This window comes from Methanospirillum lacunae (genome assembly GCF_003173355.1).
Lineage (GTDB): Archaea > Halobacteriota > Methanomicrobia > Methanomicrobiales > Methanospirillaceae > Methanospirillum > Methanospirillum lacunae.
Genome location: NZ_QGMY01000008.1, coordinates 186,683 through 205,800 on the forward strand (window position 1 = coordinate 186,683; position 19,118 = coordinate 205,800).

A 19,118-nucleotide genomic window follows, 5' to 3' on the forward strand; every position below is an offset into this window, starting at 1 on the left:
CTTTGAATAGGGTTCCGAGCTCCTCCTTTCTCTTTTTAGCCTTTGGTGATGACGTGAACTATATAGGATTGAATTCACTACTCAGTGAACAATTTCCGAACTGGTTGTGTCTGATGCCGAGAACTTCTACTCAAAAGATACTGGTTGTGGAGGATAACCGCACCCAGGCAGAGTCACTTCGCTATATTCTCGAGAAAGGCGGACATGAGGTAATTATTGCTGCCGATGGTCAGGAAGGACTTGCAAGTATAGAAAAGCAGCATCCCGACATTGTTCTAACTGACGTTATCATGTCCCCGATGGATGGGTATGAACTCTGCAGAAGAATTAAGGAAAATCCTGCTACGCGGTCCATCCCGGTAATTCTGGTTACATACCTGTATAATCCGGCAGATGTCATTAAGGCCCTCGAATATGGAGCAGACAATTTCATCATCAAGCCGTACGATGCAGACTGGATCTATTCACGCATCATCGGAACGCTCGAATCGGTAACGCAGGTTCAAAAAGAGGTTGTCACTGATCCCCTCACTGTCTCATTTTCGAATCATAAGTATGAAATACGGTCAGGGAAGATGCAGATACTCAACATCCTTCTCTCAACCTATGAGACTGCCATCAAGAACAATTGCGAACTTCAGGTAGCTGATGAACGTCTCCATTACCTCAACGCCCAGCTGCAGAAAGCGGTCTCTGATCTAAAACAGGCAAATGAGGAACTCCACAACAAGAATATCGAGCGCGGTAGACTTGAAACAGCCCTTGTGAGATCCAACAAGAAGTTCCAGTACATGGGGAGCATCATCCATCATATCCTGCTCACCCAGCTGAGTTCTATTTATCACAATATGGAGAAGGCAAGTTTCGGGCAGAAAGAAGGGTTGGTTGAACCCGGGTACTTTAAAAAAGCATACGGCATGGTTGAAAAAGCTCTCAACATTGTCCGGATCACCTGCGAGACCCTTGACCCGGTCGTCCAGAGCCCGGCATGGATTGACCTTCGGGATCTGATCCATAATGCGCTGAGGGAGATTCCGGCCGGTTTAGTCAGGGTTGATTGCCGGATTCCCGAGAGTGTGAAAGTTAATGCATACCCTCTCATTGAGAAGGTCTTTGCCGAACTGATAGACAACTCGGTCAGGCACGGAAAAAAGACAACAACGATTCGGTTCAGTATTGAGAATCATGAGGACGTTCCGGTGTTGATCTATGAGGATGACGGTGTAGGTATTCCGGTTCAGGATAAAAAGGAGATCTTTTCGCATGAGTATGGACTGTCTGCAAGTCACGGACTCTTTTTGTCAGAAGAGATCCTTTCAGTCACCGGTATAACCATATCAGAGACCGGGGTTCCAGGCGAAGGTGTTCGGTTTGAGATACAGTTCCCTCGCGGATCTATCAGAATCGGGTCAGATACAGCATAAAAGTAGTGTCATCATGTATAGAGAAGGGATGCAGGGTGAGTATGAGGGATGTTATACAGCCCCGCCCTGCTTGTGTGATCCCATTCTATGTTTGAGTATTCAGGTAGGACTAGCCTGTCTTCCGAGGTATGATTCGTTAGCTCATCTGATCTGCAATGCCCGTTGCAGTGCAAATGAACATACAGTATTGTAATATATGGTGAGATATACTCCCATTTTCTGTTGTCCAAATAACTAAACATTATAACATCGAAAGTGATGCAGATGACGTCGCGGAATAATGCCATCTTTGAGGATATTATCTCGGCGTTTTCCCATGGGAAAAGATACCTCAGCATCTCTGAAGTGGCACAGTTATGTGGCCACCACAGACACACGGTTGCCAGGTACCTGGACAGCCTGGTCTTATCCGGGCGTCTTGAGATGCGGGAACATGGACAGAAGAAGAAATACTATATCGCTGACGTAAAACCCGAGTCATCACTGCTCAATTTCTCTTCCCATATTTTGATCATTCTCAACACTGATCTGACAATCAGGTGGGTGAATGATACTTTTCTTCGCCTCTTTAACTCAACATCAGAGTCAGTAATTGGGCTCAGTATCGAATCTCTCCAACTTGAGCGAATCTTCGGACCTGCCTTTACGCAGGAGGTCAGGATCGTGAGTGCAGGAGAGACACGGTCGTTTGAGACCACCATCGATCAGGATGAACATACCAGGACCTATCTTTTTACCATATCATCTGTCTCGTTTTTCCAGGAGCGGCCAGCCCTTGTCATCAACGGCGAGGATATAACAGAAAAGCATACGTTACTTGAGGCTATCAGGGTCAACGAGTCAAACCTGCGGCTCATTACTGAAAGCGTCCGTGATATCATCATCAGGTGGGATGTTGAAGGGATTATCTCCTATGTTTCACCAGCATGCGCAATGCTCACCGGTTTTGTTTCTCAGGAGATTAAAGGCAGCAATATTTCTGAATTCATTCACCCTGATGATTATGCTGCCCTGAGAAAAGAACTGCGGGATGTTTCGGGATTTGTTCACAAGCCTCCAGCCTCATTCAGGTTTAAAAATCTAAATGGGGAATGGATCTGGTTTGAGACTACTACCACTCCGCTCCTTTCAGAGAGCGGGGAGATTGAGGAATTTATCTCTGTCTGGCGTGATATCACCGAGCGGCTGGAAGCAGAAACCAGGCTGGCATTAAGCGAAGAAAAGTACCGCAGGCTTTTTCAGAGTGCCAAGGATGCCATCATTCTCATGAAACTGGAATCTAATCTTTCAGGCATTGAATCACTTGAGATGAATAACAATGCCTCTCTGATGATTCAGTATTCGCAGAGTGAGTTTTCATCGCTTGGGATTTCTGACCTCGTACGGGAGGAAGATTACCCTCTCATTGAGGATATCATCAGGACATTCATTGAGAACAGACAGGCATTCTTTGAAATAGATCTCATCCGTCGGGATGGTTCTATCCTTCCGGTTGAGGTGAATGTCCACCTCTTTTCATTACAGGAAAAACCGGTAGCACTTGCAATTGCCAGGGATATCACCGAGAGGAGGCGCATAGAAGCAGAGATTCAGGAAGCACTCCTGAGGCTCGAATATATCCTTGAGTTTCTTCCAGATCCGGTCTTTGTTCTTGACACAAACGGGGTTGTTACCGGATGGAACCGGGAGATCGAGGACCTCACTGGTGTTTCCAAACATGAGATCATCGGAAAAGCAGGGTATGCATATACAGAAGCCCTTTATGGAGAGAATGTCCCGATTCTTCCCGATTACATCCTGACGCGTGATTCTTCCATTCTTTCCCGGTATAAACACCCGGTGATCGAAGGTGATACCATCATGGTCGACATCCAGACCCGCAATCCGGTAACGGGTGTGCTTATGTGGTTCTGGATCAAAGCAGCACCGCTCTATGATATCCAGGGCAATGTCATCGGTGTTATCGAGACACTCCGGGATATTACAGCCAGAAAACTGATGGAACTTGAGATCAAACGGCAAAATGAGATCTTTGAAGCGATCAGTCAGGCTGGTTCCAACATCCTGCAGTCAACCAACTTCCAGGACTGTGTCCAAAAAACCATCAGGCTCATCGGAGAAGCTGCAGACGTGAGTGGGATCTGCCTGTTTGAGAAAAAAAGAGATTCAAACCCGCTCACATCCATTCCGTTCAAAGGGTCGTGGTTTTCTGATCCGTATTCGTATGAGTTCTCACGATTTTACCGGGAATTTGAGAGTAGCAATGCTACGTCTTATCAGGTGATCAAAGAACTGGTTGCAGAAGGGAAGACTGTATTTCGTCTGGTGAAAAACCTGCCTGAATTGGATCAGGTCGTCTTTGATTTGGCAGGGATTGCATCAATTTTACTGGTTCCAGTAATTATTGATGGTGAGATCCGTGGTTCAGTTGGGTTTCTTGAGAGCAAGTTCGAGAGGGTCTGGAGCAAGAAGGAGATCTATGCAATGGAGATTGCATCCTCGCTTATCGGGAGCACAATCGTGCGGTTCCAGTCCCGTGAGGCTCTTGCCAGGAGCGAGCGACAATTCAGGACCCTGGCACAAAATATTCCAGGTATCGTCTTCAGAATCTCTCTTTCTGATTCAGATGTCGAGTTTTACAACGATCACTTCGAGACCCTAACCGGATACTCTGCAAAAGAGCTTGCCAGTGGCCAGATAAGTTCACTTATCCCCCTGATTCTTGCTGAAGAGAAGGACCAGGTGATTCAGACCAAGATGAACGCCATCATATCTGGTAAGCCATACGATCTGCAGTACCGGATCATTGACAAACAGGGAAGGGTTCGGATGCTGAGCGAGCGGGGCAGACCGGTCTCTGATGAATCAGGCAGAGTGGTCAGTATCGATGGGATTATTCAGGATATAACTGATCAGCAGGATCTGTAACCCGGGATGAGTGTTCTCTCATCATAGGAAGGTTACGTTGAGTCGTTTTTTTCCTGACCGTCTCGCTATGAGAGCTCCATGAGTCCATTTTTTATAAAAGACGATTGAGAACAAATTGTTTTACAAATTTTGCTTTTTTGATAACGTCATATGCTTCTTCTTTCGAGGGGATATAGAAATTATCAGAATACCGGAGGTCTACCGCATAATCGGTAAGCATACAATTTCCTGTTCCAAGAGTTCTCTGAATGTATCATCTATATCAATGCAATTTCGAATGAGCCGCATTAAAACGTGAGTTTTGGTTTTCGCAATCATGAAACAAGAGAAAAACTTTGAGGTATTTCTCTGCTGCCTGCTGAGCATGGAAACAGACTGTATCAAGGGCTGGATCCTCGTGTTCTACCTCATGGCAGGCATTTTTAAGATCGTTCTCTGCTTTCAGACACCAGAGTTTGACAGATTCAGTCTGTCCTATCATACTGCTATGCCGTCCCGAATAGCATAATATGAGATCCGACCTTTATCTTCAAGACTGATCGGTATGAGATCCTTTGGTATAACAAGAATATCTGCATCTATATCAAAATCGAAGATTAATCGTCGCCTTATTTCTGATATAATCCGTCTTTGTATCAGGCGTTCTATTTGAGTAGCAGTGACAACAAGAAAATCGTAATCACTATCTGGTCTTGCATTTCCCCTGGCCCGACTACCGAAAAGATACAATTGATCTATTGGAATATTTTTTTTTGAGAACTCTTCCCTGATAATGCCTGTGAGATCATGAATGGTGACATCTTCTTTCTTTTTCACAATAGCAGCAAATTCACTCATTCAGATCTCTCCTCAATTGGAATTAGAATTTTATAGCATACAGTACATTGAAAGATTTATTTTTATCTGATCTAACAATGTATCCCTCTTTATTCTTAATCTCCACTAATTTCAGATCATATGGTACACAGGTCAATATTTAGAAGTATCTCTATTGATCTCCAATTATTAATACAGATTTAAGAACCCAGTGATCTCTCAGGAGAACAAAATAGATTGATGGGTCTCACAATGGAAGTTCGGTCAGTTCTCTTCCATTGATATTCATACTTTCTTTTCTTTAGCACTACCTTTGGGTGCTACTACCCGTATTGAAACACCATTGATCACCGGATCACCGGTTACGATATAACGGTGTATCACCTGCCCGAGCACCTCAACGAGGTCTCCTGCCCTGACATCCTCACGGGGGGTTGTAAACATCTTCACCGTGGTTGTTCCGGTCCGATCGCTCACGACAAAATGCGGTCTGTTCAGGGATCTGAAGCGTACTTCATCGACAACTGCCTGGAATTTGACAGGTCGAGATATCATCTTGTCTGTGATCTCCCGTATTTTAAGAGTCTTTGCCTGGGTTTCATACACAGGAACAAGTCCCTCATACTCCTTCTGACTCATGTAATTGAGCAGCATTGGGATGATAAGCAGGAATATGAGCGTTGGAACAGCCCAGATCAGCGTTTTGTACTCCCCGGTTTCCAGGATATACCAGAGGAGAAAGAGAGCGAAGAAAACAAACACACCAAGGTGAAGAAGCGAAGGTTTTACAGGAAATGAACGAATTTGCATTCTAAAAAAAGGGGGGTTACTCAAGAGCTTCAATCTCTTTCTTGAATGCGATCCAGTAGATCACTCCAACAAAGAGAAGTCCGCCCACGATGTTTCCGATTGTGACTATGATGACGTTATTGGTCCACATAGTCACATAATTCAGCGTTGCCAGTTTTGCAGGGGTAATATTTGCAATCTGGTCGGCATTCAGGTATCCTGAAGTCATAATGCCCGCAGGGATGAAGTACATGTTAGCAACACAGTGTTCAAACCCGGTTGAAACGAAGGCCATGATCGGGAACCAGATACCAAAGAACTTACCTACTGCATCATCTGCACAGATACCAAGGAGAATTGCGAGGTTAACAAGCCAGTTGCAGCCGATTCCTTTCAGGAACGCAGACCACATACCTGCTATACCAAAGTAACTCACTTTGGCGATACCTATACTGACTGCCCTCAGACCGAAGGCGTTGACTGTTGCTACTCCAGCTGCGTTCCATGTGACAAACGGTCCGTTTGCCATGATGTATGCATAGAAGAGTGAACCAATCAGGTTTCCGATGTACACCCAGATCCAGAGGTTGATAACTGAACCCCAGCTGATCTTGTGGATGAATGCTGCCAGTGGTGCAAGCATTGCATCACCGGTAAAGAGTTCTGCACCGGTGAGAACGGTGATAATAAGCCCAACAGGGAACACTGCTCCCAGAATGAGTTGTCCGAAACCTGCACCGAGGTTATCGGCTACAGCGGTTGAACAGACAGTCGCCAAGGCTCCTCCCATGGCGATGTATGCACCGGACATAAAGCCCCGAAGGACCATGTTCCACCACTCCAGGCCAGTCTTGTACTTGCCTGCTCCTGCTCCTTTTGCAATTATTTGCACTGGTGGATGAAATACCATAGTTTAGTCACACCTTCACAGATGACCTAACCAATACCACACAAAATCTGGTTAGGCGTAATAGAAAAATCACCTGTGATGGTATTAAATACTTTTTATTTGAGATTTTCAGTGGAAATCTTGATTGTAATTGGAATAATTGAGTAAACTCCACGAGACAAATCAATCTGGTATACTTATCTAAAGGTATCCCCGGTTCTTTATAGAAATGTTTTCTGTATCCCCGAAGGATATGATACAAGTATGTGATCCAAAATCTCCTGATGCAGAGGGGTAAATGGAAAAGAAGGATCTTATTATTGTCCCTTCTCTGACTTCCACTATTCAAAAATCAGGTATGCGTGGTTCTGTGAAATAGCCATTTTATGGATGAATCGAGTCTGTTTATCTGATCAAACGATATCCCGGCGAGAGTTGTAGGGTTTACATGGAGCACTCCGCTATCATCCTCCCACAAGGACGCAGATATAATTCCTGCAAATTCAAGTGAAATATCTGCAAGATGTACATATTTCCTGTACATCAGATATGCAGCCCCGCCATTCAGAATTGCTACCCCTGAAGATACCACTGCAAGCAGTTCAGTAATCAGATTTTCACCCCGTACGTCATCATGTCTTCAACCGACAAATTCCCCGATATAAACCCTCCTGTTTTAAAAGACCTGTTTCCTTGAGATTCAGATCCGAGAAAGATAAGCCCGGTCCCGTTGGCAGCAGTCCTTCCTGAAAGTCCCTGGCTGATAGTCCGTGACGAAGCGTATCCTCCGCCCTGAACAATTCCTGACGAATATGCAGCTGCATTCCCCTCATGTGTATCGGGGGTATCAAGGAATGCACAGATGGTCTTGATCCCTCTCGTGCTCAGCAATGCATCTGCATACTCACTGAAGAGGGTCTGTCCAGATCCCCTTACTGCCAGATCCTCATAAAGCCCGTTGTCATCACCTGCAGTCCTGGTTACCTGGCTTTCATCCCTGGAAAGTATCCGTGATGTAAACGATCCGTTTTCATCAGATGCTGAAGTTTTCAGCATCACTGATCCGTCAGTACTGATCGTTGTTGCAATCAGATCAGCACAGAGTGGACCGGCAAGCAGGAGACAGGCAACCGCAATAAGTGCCCATCTTCCTCTCCATTTAAAAAGGAGAGGATTATGCCAGGATGGCAACCGTATCAGCCCATGTCTCAAGTCCGGCCCTGATAGTATCACTCTCGTAACTGGAGAGCGAGATACTGTCCCGCTTGAAAGTGACTGTATAGAGTTCCCCGTTGCTGTTATGAGCCTTGATTGTGCAGCTGAATGAGTCCCCTGATGAGTCATGGGAAGCAGTCACTCCGGTCCCCATTCCGGTAGTGATTGCAGAATTTCCCGTGATCTGGGTGACAGCAGTGTTTACTGCAGCCATTGACGGTCCTCTCACCGGAATGGTTCCTACAGTCTTTGCCTCTGCATTCTCATAGACAATGGTTGCAGCATACGCTTCCTTTGATTTTTCAACTGCAGGTTTTGCAGCTCCTGCCGATTCATAGGCCGTACATCCCCACGGATTGTTCTCCAGGATATCCTGGATTAGTGCACTGAATGTTGCATAATCTGCAATAGGAGCAGCAAGGCTCCGTGTTGCAGACTTGACAACACTTTTCTCTGTAAAATCTCCCATCGTTTCCCCATCGTCGCAATCCTGCGACACTATTCCATTTGATCACTGATCTTAATATCTTCAGGGAGGGTTCATTTTCACGGACTATTCATCGCTTATTTGTAGAACGTGCAGAGAAGAGGAGCACACTTAATGATCGGGGTGATTATTATCGGTAAAAATCCGTTCTATGAGTTAGTGTTCCATGTATAGTATGGGTATCCATGCGTATCTGATGAGATCATGTTTCGGCAATAGTGATCTATAAAGAAATAAAGTTTGTGCTTTTTAGTTGACAAATTAGCCACAATATTTTAAAAGATATTGAGATTACCATCATTTTACTACTGAATGATCACGGACCAACGGTGATAATATTGCGTGAATTCTGGTAGTTTCGGTGATCGCATGAAGAGAAGAGGTGATTAATGAATAGAGAAATCTCCCCGTCCAATCGAATCGCGTGGCTGCTGATCCAGGAGGGGAGTAATCATGGTTTCTCGTCTGGCTGTTTAAGTATATCCATTCTTCTGAATTGGAATTGGTCAGGGATGACTGAACGGATCTTCAAAATCGGTAATCTGACCTGTCAGGTTCCCGGCCTTGGTGGAGGTGTTGATGAAGTCGTGTGTTGAGTACCATACACGGCGGACTGCAACCCATGCAGCAAAATCAGTTCTGGAAGAGGAGGGATATGAGGTCAGGGTTCTTTCCCGTCCTGAAAAAAAGCCCGGGACAATCACTCTCATTGCCTGGAACAGGTTCGGACCGCTGTTTATCTGTGTCAGATCCTATCGGAGCCGGTATCATCATTGTGAAGATATTGTAGTTCTCTCAAGTCTGCAAGGTTCTGGCAGATATCCAGGTTCTATTCAGTATTGGGTGAGATATCAGGGAGGCTGGATTAGGTACGCGATCTGTGAAGGCGGAGCGGTCAGAGTGGGGAGCCAGGATGATGTCAGGCTCTGACATAATCAGGCTAATTGCCTGGATAGTGGCTGAACATGCAGATTTGATCGTCTGGGGCTGTTATGATCGATGATGTCGGTCTTGCAGGCGTTTTAGCCGGGATACAACTCCTTATCTCTCCAGGATCGGTATTTGAGATCAGGAGTATTGGCTCTGATGGGATCGGATCAGGGTATTACAACGATCCTGAGAAGGCTGCCGGTGATGTACTCGCTCTTGAACAGGATCTCCATATATCAGGGATATATCTCACCCTGAACGAAGTCAATCCTGTTCTGCTTGCACGTCGGGCAAACAGGATCAAGACCAGGCTTGGCAGAACTGATGCAACGACTGCTGATGCAGACATCATCAGAAGACGATGGCTGCCGGTTGACATCGATCCGGTCAGGATTTCCGGTGTATCCTCGTCTGACACTGAGCATAATGAGGCTCTCGCTCTTGCAGAGTCAGTAAAAGCATTTTTGTCAGAGCTGGGCTGGCCCGATCCTATCCTCGCAGATTCTGGAAACGGGGCTCATCTGCTCTATTCCATCGATCTCCAGAATGATGATACAAGCCGTGATCTGGTTAAATCAATCCTTGAACTTCTTGATTTCAAGTTTTCAACATCTACCTGTAGAATCGATACAGCCAACTTCAATGCAGGGCGTATCTGGAAGGTATACGGAACCTATGCCCGGAAAGGGGATAATATAGCAGAGAGACCCCACCGGAGATCGCGGATTATCACTGTTCCTGCTCAGTTGAGTTTTGTCACTCTTGATCAGATGCAGAGTCTTGCCGATATCCTGCCACATGCCGGAGAATCGGTTGATTTAGATGGCACAACTAATGGTCATTCCACCGGGATGAGATCGCTGTTCAGTCTCGGTGCATGGCTTACGTCTCATAACCTTGCTGCCACTGCCAAACCATACAAAGGTGGCATCCTCTATTCGTTTGAGCAGTGTCCGTTCTCACATGCCCACAAAGACGGGGCATTTGCTATTCAGTTTGCGAACGGAGCCATATTTGCAGGTTGTCATCATGATTCATGTGGTGGTGGCAGACAGCGTTGGCCTGAACTTCGTGCCCTGTTTGGGGCATCAAAGCCTGATAGTGAGACACGCCTCGCACGCTTGCGTTCTGAGCGGATACGGGCGAAATATGCAGCAGAACATGAAGATGATGAGAGTTCGTCGAACCGGGCATTGCTCAGGTGTTCACCCTCGAATAAACCCGTTTCTCCTGCTTCTTCTCATTCTGAAGTTGATGGAGATTCTGATGCTGCTAGAGATTCTGATGTCGATCATACAGATACGTGTTCAGGTGATGGTGATGAATCTTCATCTGATGACCCGGTTCTGTATCGTTCCAGGGAGATTCTTGCTCATGGCGACCCCCTGAAGATGATGCTTGAGACATTTGCCCGGTTTCATGAAGGTGATCAGACTGTTGCCGAATGTTTTGTTCATTCTCTGGCTTCCCGCTCGGTAATCAACAGTAAAGGACTGCATGTCTCAATCACCGGTGAATCAGGGAAAGGAAAGTCCCATGCCGTTGAAACAATGAAGTCACTGATTCCCCAGGAATTTCGTCTTGATGGACGAATGAGTGATAAAGCCCTCTTTTACATGGATGATCTCGTCCCAGGCACCGTAATAACGCTTGATGATGTGAGTCTTTCTGATCAGATGCAGGAGATTCTCAAGGGAGTCACAACCTCGTTTCAAAAGCCGTTTCCATACCGGACAGTGAACACCGAGAGGAAACCGCAAATTTGTACAATTCCTGAACGATGTGTATGGTGGCTTGCCAAAGTTGAAGGGGCTGGTGATGACCAGGTCTTTAACCGGATGTTGACCTGCTGGATCGATGATTCAGAAGAGCAGGATCAGAAGGTACTTGACCGGACCCTTGCCGGTGCTGAAGAGATACCTGATTTATCAGTGAAAACTGATGAGGATGTCCTGGTCTGCAGGCAGATCTGGAATGATCTCAGTCAGGTGTTTGTGGTAATTCCATATGCACGCCGGATCCGGTTTCAGTCGGCAGAAAACCGCCGTAATCCTGATATGCTTCTGGATCTGATTCGCACGAATGCAGCTCTCTGCCAGCAACAGCGTGAGACGATAACGTCAGGAGAAACCGTATGTGTTGTTGCGACGGTTGAGGATTTCAACGAGGCTGCACGTCTCTTCTATATTCTGAATGGTGAGACCGGTGGTCAGGCAACCAAACTGACCCGTCGTGAGTCTGCCCTCATTGATACCATTGCCTCGTTCAATCAGCCTGAAATTACGACCTGGGATCTCCAGCAGGCAACAGGCTGGGCAAACAGTTCGATAACCAAGCTGCTTCACGGGTACCGGTCTCATGGAAAGGCATACTCCGGTATTCTTGAGAAATGTCCGGCTATTTCATTTCTTGACCGGACTGTCTCGGTGGGTGATGAAGGGTATACGGTTCTCAGGCGATCCCGGGTGTATCAGTGGGAGGTGGCTCTTTACAAGGACTGGATGAAAGGAGGTTCTGTCTGGATTGTCGGGGGCGATTCTGACGATAACAATGAGGATCCGGGTCATGATGCAGGATCATCTGTTCAGACTGATTCCAATGATACACCATCTCTATCTGAAGAGAATCCGGCTGATTGTGCTGAAGAGAGTGAGGAGGGCAAAAAACCGGAGCGTACCGGTGTTTCCCTCTCAAGTATTCATCCGCATGATTTTGTCAGAGTGCCTGGTGGGCCTGAGCGGCGAAGGTGCTCAGTCTGCGGGAAGAAGAGGGCACGGTATCAGCAACAGAGGAAGAATTGCACGGGATCTGACTCTCATCAGACACCTCTGGTACTCTGTGATTCGTGTTATTCACGGGCAGTCTCAAAAGAGGTTGCATCCCATGTCCTGCTCCCTGGCATTCTTGAAAATGCTGTATTGGTGAAGAGGTCAGTGCCATCAGGGAAGTGTCAGTTATGCTCTATTCATCCGGCTGTCTGGTCTGATACAGAGTCAAGGATTCATTTGTGTGACTCCTGTTATCGCAGATGCAGTAAATCTGACAAAACAGGGCCTCCTTCTGACGGTTCTCCACCCTGATCTGTTTAGTGGGAGGAGGACGGGAGAAATGGGGGGACTCGTTGGAGATACTATGACAAGACCAAATACACAATGGTGTTCCCGGATGGCGTGTTCACATCTTGAGCGGCGGCGGTATACCATGTCAAATGTAGGAAAGGTTCGCAGACAAAGTATCTGCGGCCTTACCGGGAGACAACCCGGTAATATGTGCTATTGTCCGATGGAAAAAGAAGAGGATATTGAGAGAGAGAGGGTCTGATGGCGGTTTTTGTTGAGACTATGAAACCACGTGCAGGGTTTGAACTCTGTGGGCGGATACTCATGGATAATGGGTGTCTGCTTGTGTTTATCGATGGTGTCGGGAAGTTTTCAATTCCTGAAGGGGCATTGAAGTCAGTGCTTCTCGGGCTTGGGGATGAGAGTATTTCTGGTCCTCTTTCTGGTGTAGTCAGGCGATCAGAGAGTGGGAAGGGATTATACTTTGATATCGGGGGGATATCATACGCTACTCCGGTTGCCCGGGCTCGTGCTGTGATGGCAGGAGAGCAGCGGAAAGGTCCGGTGAGCCGGGTCGTGTAAAGGTTATCATCTGGAGATGTGACGTCTCCAAAATTTTCATGAGATTGCCTGATGGCTATCATCATGACCTTTTTTGTTACGTGTTGTTGTCATGGTACGTTTGTGATTCGATCCTGTATGTCTCTGAGATCCCTGATTAGATCTCTGGGCGGCAGGGCGGCGAATGTGGAGATTGGGCGGGAGGATTCCTCGTGATATACGCTGCTTAATTGACTTGTATGTCGCTCTATGCAGGGTATTGATGATCCGGGCGGCAAGGCGGAAAACACGGGCACATGGGATAGGGATGAGATGGGGATAGAGGTGACTGTGCATCCGGGTTTTGCCGCCCTGAGATAGTAAATAGAATAAATTAATACTATTTTTAATTATTATGGGAGATATGGGGCTGAAATGTGGGCGGCGGGTTCCCGCCCGGTGGGCGAATTGGGGAGATCTCTCCCGCCCTGCCGCCCGGAGAGAGTGCTCATGAATACCTGAAGAATTTAGATTATTCGATGTTTTGTATGTAGTCCTCTTTATCACTTAATTTTCGAAAATATTTCATGAGAGAAGTATTTTAAAAATTAAGGAGCAGGGAGCATTAGGTTAAAAACTGGAAAAAAATAAATCACGTCTCTGCCCATACGAAATTGAATGCCCCAGATACATTCCGGGACTTGTTTACTCCAGTAAAATATTGTGCAACATACTCTTCTTTTGTAACGACCTGAATTTTGTTGAAACCGAATGTTCTCATATATTTTTCCTCTTCTCCCTTTCGAATTCCAAACTTGAATGTCTCTCCCAATCGAGACATCTGATCCCGGAGATTCATGGCATACGCTGATTGATCAGATCCATCAATTATGTCTCCATCTATAGAATCAAAGAGAACTGCACTTCCTTGTATTGATTGAGAAACAATTGAAGAGAACAATTCCTTAACTTGTTCAGGGGGGATGTATAGAATAAGTCCTTCTAAAAGATAGAGTGTTTTTTGACGAAAATCAAAGTCGCTTCCCGTGAGCGCTGTTTTCAGTGAGGTGATGCTTAAATCAACTGGGATATAGGTAACCTGAGGGGGAAGAGAGCCAAATATCTCTTGAATTTTTGATTTCTTTCTGTTTTGAATATCAGGAAGATCAAGTTCAAAGACTCTTACCTTTGATATCCCTTCGATTCTGTACGCACGGGTATCATATCCCGCACCAATAATTACAATCTGGGTAAATCCTTTTGAAATACTGTCTTTTACAGAATCATCAAAAAATCTTACCCGTGCGATAAGAGCATTTTTATGACCGGGGAACTGATTCTCGTAAACATCCTGCATCTCTTTAGATTTTTCAGGAGGCATCCTGGCAAGAATCTGAAGCAGGTTTGGATTTACGAATCGTATTGCGTAGGGATCGAAGCAGATTCTCTCATCAGGCTTAAAAGTAGATTCTTTTGCTCGTATTAATGCCAGGGATTCTGCAGTAATACTACCATCCCGATTATCAATCATATATTGTTCATATTCTGATACAGTCTCCATTTGTTCTGATGATTTTTGTTTCATGTCGTTCTACCAATAATAATTTTGTTTCGATTCGGGGATATGAATGATCATTGATATTTAAACAATTTTAGCGGATCAGTATTATCATATACTCAATTGTAAGTGACGAACGACAGGAGAGATCTGAAATACTGATGTTTTGAGATATTTCTTCCCGTTATTCAAGGAAAAAATGTAACAAAGAAAAAATTCATTCCCTCTCAACCAGATGTTAGGGAGCAAAAAATATTGAAATCGTTCGTTGCTATAATGGAGATGGAAGTGTACGGAATACATTTCCTTAGGATAAATTCCTCATATAACGACAAGACGATAGAAGCATTAATTTTGACTTTTAGGTACTATCCCGGGTATACAGAATTTTTCCAACCCGATGAATATGATCAATGAGATCAGGATTCTCGATTCGCTGGATTTGGATTAGATCTACTTTGAATGGCAAATTCAAATCATCGATTAAGGCATTGAGATGAAGGAGATCATTTAAAGTTACATCAGCAGAATCCACTGCAATATCAATATCTGATCCATAACGATGTGAACCCATGGCACGTGAACCAAACAAGATTACCTGATGTATATTAGGGTATGATTCGAATATTGATCTGATTCGCGATATCTGAACTTCTGATAGACCAGTTGTAGAAGAATCAGCCAACATCTGCAATACCTTTCATTTTACGCTCTAATGCCAATAGTGCAGGATAATAATCAGTAATAATTTTCTCTAAAATATCATCAGCGGTTTTCTCATCATAAGTGTGTGCTGTCATATTTCTGCTTTCAATCATGTTCATCCAGGTTTCTCCATTAGATATCAGGTCCATGGAAATTGCCTGACGGATAGCATCACGAGACCCTCTGATTTCGTGATATCCCTGATATATGGAATAATCTCTCATTAGATTCCATGAAAGTTCATACGTGAATTCAAATGATTTTATTAATCCTTGTTTCTCCATATTCGAAAGTGTCCGAGAAGAATAGAGATCAACTCCTTCCTTTAGAATTACCAGGGCTTTGTGATAATTTGTAAGTCGTTGAATATAGCGGATATCTTTCGGCATAATGCATCCTTTGTCTGTATGTAACTGGGTTCCGTTATTACAAAGGGTTATTCATTGTATGTTCTTTCCATTCGTTTGTTTGTGTAACATGTGACTTAAGTCTGTGGATTTGTTCTCCAACGGATTTTATATGTGTGTGTTGAAATTTAATATCAGCTATGGTGAGTTATCTCTTTTTAGATATCGAGACTACGGTCTTTCCGGGTGTTGTGTAGATACTCTTCGTGAACCTGAAGGAATGAGTCTAAAAAAAGTTTTGTGCAGATTTGTATAATGAAAAGTTTGAAGGTATTTATGATACTATTGTTGAATAAAGGGATTTGCTATAATTTTTAGATATGGCCACAGGATAACTTAATACTTGTTATCCATGATTGAATTGTACAATAATCGCGACAGAAATTTTAAATATCACATTAATAAAATAATTTAAATTTAACGATATTTCTTAATATATATACCTATATTTTAGGGACAACTTTATAAATATCTATTGAGTAATGATGTTATGTTTTTTATGTCCATAGGACATTATTACTAGAATAGACTAATCTTTGTATGATGAGTTTTCTAAATTATTATTAATTGTGTATATTCATAATGGGGCGAGTATCTATGGATTATTTTATTAAAGAAACCAAAAGTTGTCGTTGTGGGGCAATCAATGTCTTTTACGATGCGGATACTTTAAAATCTGGATATGAATGCCTTGAATGTGGCCAAAATATTGAAAATTCAAATCTGAATATTAATATTCAGGAATTTATTCAGAAAACTTTACCCAAAAATATTCAACCGAAGATTATAGATCATAAAATACTCCTTAATACTCATGATTGTGCAATTCTCCTTAATAGCAACTTACAGAATGAGTCCATTCCTAATTTACAGAGAAAGGTGAGGAAATATATTAATGATGGATTAATAGACGGAGAAAAAATTAGAGCACGATACCTAGTTAATTGGCCCTCGCTTTTTAATTATATTAGATTAAGTAAAAAAGAAAAACCTAAACTATCGACTAAGGAAGTTTCTTGTCTCCTTGGTATTTCTGTAGAAAAAATACGAAAAATGCTTTATAATGACACTCATCCACAATATTATGGTTACAAATTGAACCCAAAAGGAAAATGGATCATAGAGGAACGTTAAATTTTATGCGAACTTGTAGTCTATAAAATTGTCCCCATTTCTAAATTTCGCCATTCCATACCAGTCTTCATTAGGGTGCCAATCTGCATATTCAAGTAATCTGGTACAAAATTTATATGCAATTTCTACTGAATTGCACTTTTTGCAATATATTTTACCATATTGGTCACAATCAATCAACTGATAAGATTTAAATTGTTCTTCTGATGTTGATAACTCATTTGCTTTATCCTTCTTGACGAAATACTCATTTGACCATTTTTTATCAAAAATAATCCCCTTTATTGTTAATTCGATGAGATCTGGCATGGTTTTAACCTCATGGTTTTTGCCTTTTATGGTTAAAGAATAAATTTTTGCATACTTTTCTAAAGGACGGAAACTAACATCTGAATTATTAGACGTCGTTTTAAACGAAGGCCATATTTCTAACGCAATTTTTAAAAATTCATTTGTTCTTTCTTCAATATCCTTAATTTTCCAGTGGTTCATTTTTGCTAAATTATTATTTATACATAGTCCAGTATCAGCCACTTTATCAAATTTGCACAAAAAATTTTTATTATAAAATGAACTGTTCATTTGTTTTGTTAGTAATGTAAGATTACCTATAGTGTGTAAATAATAATCGTGATCTTTCCAATATCTTCCTAAATGATTCTTCCATTCTTTTGTAAGCGTTTGAGGCATTATATGTTCAAGAGTTAATTTACCTATGGGATCAAAATTTACCCCTATTCCACCTTTACGCTCTTCTATGGAAAGTAAAATAAAACGAGTAAAATTGTTAAATTCATTAGATTTGTAAAAATCATTATTACTAAAATTTTTTTCAAATGTATAATCATCGGGAAAATCAAATGACAAATTTTCCTTAACAATTTGTATTATTTGTTCCTCATTTTTATTGTTAATAGATGAGCACAAATCGAGAAATACTTGTTCTGTTGATTTAAAACTAATATTACAAACATTTTTTCTGACATAATAGGTTTCGATTATTTTTAAAATTTGAATGAGCGTTTCCTGCTTCATTGTTTTTAAATTTTTATATCTATTCATACATTTTAAAACAAAGTGCATGTATTGAGTACCTAACAAATATTTAAGCTTCTGAAAAACAATGATTAATTTTTCATCAACAGTTCCTTGAAGCCGCTTTGGATTCGATAAGATAATTATATTGTAATAATCAGCATACAGTTTCATCTCTGCCAGAAAAGATTGAATATCATCAAATTGTTGATCTCCCTTCAACTCAATAGAAAGTCGATCCATTATTGCATGAGATAATTGTTCCTGCCTAAATATCCCTGATTTTAACTTGTCAGGATCTTTTAATAGAAAGTATCGTAAAAAAATGGGAAAATCAGCCATATTTTTAAACTGGTCTTCAATGCTTTTCCAAAATGTTTTGTAGAGATGGTTTATTGTATGAATATCATCGAATTTTCCTAAAATTGTATTTCGAATAATGTCTATCGGTTCTAATCGAATTCCTGTTAGGTTTAACGTTTCGAAAATGTAGCCCACGTTGTCCGAAAAATCTAATTTAATCAAGATGAATTGAAGACCATTTAATATTGAATCGGTTATTTTTTTAGGATCAAAGAAGTTGTAACTTTCTTTATATTTCTTTAAAAAGTAGTCATAACACTTATTTACATTATTAAATGATCCTTTAGAATATCCTGTTAATATTGATGAAAAATCAGGATTATCATAATCTGATAATTCTAATTTCGGAAGATTAATTTTTGTTTCATCAAATTGGAAAAAAATTAGTCTATTAATATTATTAACAATATCATTCTGATCTGAAAAAACTGATTTTATTGCAGAAAGGGCTAAATATGTTGTAGTCAATCGTTGTTGTCCATCAATAATCCAGTAAATTGGATTTGGAGTTTCAACGATTTTTTTGACTACAACGGTACCTAAAAATTCACGATAATTTAAATCATTTGAATAATATTTTCTAAAAAGTGTATTAAAATAATCATCCCATTGTTCTTCTTTCCATTCAAACCGTCTTTGAAAAACGGGAATTTTATATTGAACTGATTCTGAAAAAATACTTGCAAAGGTTTCAGAAGACGGCTCCATGTGTCTATTGTATATTTTTAATCGGTATAACTTTTATGATGTTGATTTTTTGAACACTTTGACAATAAAAATTATTTACTGTGTTAAAAACCAGAAAAACTATTACTTTATTGAGTATCTGGTGTTATCTC

Annotated in this window: 19 protein-coding genes; 8 read left to right on the top strand and 11 right to left on the bottom strand. The window is 42.2% G+C overall.

Annotated elements, in window-relative coordinates; translation table 11 throughout:
• Positions 1-113 precede the first annotated feature (113 nt).
• Positions 114-1,424, top strand: a complete 1,311-nt coding sequence (locus DK846_RS11040) for a hybrid sensor histidine kinase/response regulator (protein ID WP_109969012.1) — start codon at positions 114-116, stop codon at positions 1,422-1,424.
• Between the two features lie 264 nt (positions 1,425-1,688).
• Positions 1,689-4,352, top strand: a complete 2,664-nt coding sequence (locus DK846_RS11045) for a PAS domain S-box protein (RefSeq protein ID WP_181391740.1) — start codon at positions 1,689-1,691, stop codon at positions 4,350-4,352.
• 262 nt (positions 4,353-4,614) lie between these two features.
• Here the strand turns inward: DK846_RS11045 and DK846_RS11050 are convergent, their stop codons facing one another.
• The 7 genes from DK846_RS11050 to DK846_RS11080 form a co-directional block, all read right to left on the bottom strand.
• Entirely contained in the window at positions 4,615-4,833 is a 219-nt protein-coding gene (locus tag DK846_RS11050) for a HEPN domain-containing protein (RefSeq protein WP_109969014.1), read from the bottom strand.
• A complete protein-coding gene (locus DK846_RS11055) occupies positions 4,830-5,189 on the bottom strand; it encodes a nucleotidyltransferase domain-containing protein (RefSeq protein ID WP_109969015.1) in 360 nt (119 codons plus the stop codon). Before DK846_RS11055 ends, DK846_RS11050 begins: the two co-directional genes overlap by 4 nt.
• Positions 5,190-5,453: 264 nt before the next feature.
• The gene (locus tag DK846_RS11060) at positions 5,454-5,978 is read right to left on the bottom strand and encodes a nucleotide-binding protein (RefSeq protein ID WP_109969016.1); all 525 of its coding nucleotides are present in this window, start codon (positions 5,976-5,978) and stop codon (positions 5,454-5,456) included.
• Between the two features lie 16 nt (positions 5,979-5,994).
• Complete coding sequence (locus tag DK846_RS11065; RefSeq protein WP_109969017.1) at positions 5,995-6,867, bottom strand: formate/nitrite transporter family protein; 873 nt, start codon at positions 6,865-6,867, stop codon at positions 5,995-5,997.
• 331 nt (positions 6,868-7,198) lie between these two features.
• Positions 7,199-7,438, bottom strand: a complete 240-nt coding sequence (locus tag DK846_RS11070) for a hypothetical protein (protein WP_109969018.1) — start codon at positions 7,436-7,438, stop codon at positions 7,199-7,201.
• A 17-nt stretch (positions 7,439-7,455) separates the two neighbouring features.
• Entirely contained in the window at positions 7,456-8,037 is a 582-nt protein-coding gene (locus tag DK846_RS11075) for a hypothetical protein (RefSeq protein WP_109969019.1), read from the bottom strand.
• On the bottom strand, positions 8,021-8,530 hold the full coding sequence (locus DK846_RS11080; protein ID WP_109969020.1) for a hypothetical protein: 510 nt from the start codon (positions 8,528-8,530) through the stop codon (positions 8,021-8,023). Before DK846_RS11080 ends, DK846_RS11075 begins: the two co-directional genes overlap by 17 nt.
• A gap of 407 nt (positions 8,531-8,937) precedes the next feature.
• On the opposite strand from DK846_RS11080, the gene DK846_RS17475 reads away from it, so the two are divergent.
• The 5 genes from DK846_RS17475 to DK846_RS11100 all read left to right on the top strand — a co-directional run bounded on the left by DK846_RS17475 (position 8,938) and on the right by DK846_RS11100 (position 13,119).
• Positions 8,938-9,144 (top strand): hypothetical protein, encoded by a 207-nt coding sequence (locus DK846_RS17475; RefSeq protein WP_146201205.1) that lies wholly within the window; start codon positions 8,938-8,940, stop codon positions 9,142-9,144.
• Positions 9,128-9,478 carry a hypothetical protein gene (locus tag DK846_RS11085; RefSeq protein WP_109969021.1) on the top strand — a complete coding sequence of 117 codons (351 nt, stop codon included), beginning with the start codon at positions 9,128-9,130 and terminating at the stop codon, positions 9,476-9,478. The genes DK846_RS17475 and DK846_RS11085 overlap by 17 nt, the downstream gene beginning before the upstream one ends.
• A gap of 62 nt (positions 9,479-9,540) precedes the next feature.
• The gene (locus tag DK846_RS11090; RefSeq protein ID WP_109969022.1) at positions 9,541-12,558 is read left to right on the top strand and encodes a hypothetical protein; all 3,018 of its coding nucleotides are present in this window, start codon (positions 9,541-9,543) and stop codon (positions 12,556-12,558) included.
• Between the two features lie 52 nt (positions 12,559-12,610).
• Positions 12,611-12,799, top strand: coding sequence for a hypothetical protein (locus tag DK846_RS11095; protein ID WP_146201206.1), 189 nt, complete (start codon positions 12,611-12,613; stop codon positions 12,797-12,799).
• Positions 12,799-13,119: a hypothetical protein gene (locus DK846_RS11100; RefSeq protein ID WP_109969024.1), complete on the top strand. Its 321-nt coding sequence runs from the start codon at positions 12,799-12,801 to the stop codon at positions 13,117-13,119. The genes DK846_RS11095 and DK846_RS11100 overlap by 1 nt, the downstream gene beginning before the upstream one ends.
• Positions 13,120-13,729: 610 nt before the next feature.
• On the opposite strand, the gene DK846_RS11110 is transcribed toward DK846_RS11100, so the two are convergent.
• The 3 genes from DK846_RS11110 to DK846_RS11120 form a co-directional block, all read right to left on the bottom strand.
• Positions 13,730-14,662, bottom strand: coding sequence for an SAM-dependent methyltransferase (locus tag DK846_RS11110; RefSeq protein WP_109969026.1), 933 nt, complete (start codon positions 14,660-14,662; stop codon positions 13,730-13,732).
• 334 nt (positions 14,663-14,996) lie between these two features.
• Positions 14,997-15,323 carry a nucleotidyltransferase domain-containing protein gene (locus DK846_RS11115; protein WP_109969027.1) on the bottom strand — a complete coding sequence of 109 codons (327 nt, stop codon included), beginning with the start codon at positions 15,321-15,323 and terminating at the stop codon, positions 14,997-14,999.
• Positions 15,313-15,729 (bottom strand): nucleotidyltransferase substrate binding protein, encoded by a 417-nt coding sequence (locus DK846_RS11120; protein WP_109969028.1) that lies wholly within the window; start codon positions 15,727-15,729, stop codon positions 15,313-15,315. Before DK846_RS11120 ends, DK846_RS11115 begins: the two co-directional genes overlap by 11 nt.
• Positions 15,730-16,344: 615 nt before the next feature.
• Between DK846_RS11120 and DK846_RS11125 the strand changes: the two genes are divergently transcribed.
• Complete coding sequence (locus DK846_RS11125; RefSeq protein ID WP_109969029.1) at positions 16,345-16,881, top strand: hypothetical protein; 537 nt, start codon at positions 16,345-16,347, stop codon at positions 16,879-16,881.
• 3 nt (positions 16,882-16,884) lie between these two features.
• Here the strand turns inward: DK846_RS11125 and DK846_RS11130 are convergent, their stop codons facing one another.
• A complete protein-coding gene (locus tag DK846_RS11130; RefSeq protein WP_109969030.1) occupies positions 16,885-18,987 on the bottom strand; it encodes a DUF262 domain-containing protein in 2,103 nt (700 codons plus the stop codon).
• Positions 18,988-19,118 lie beyond the last annotated feature (131 nt).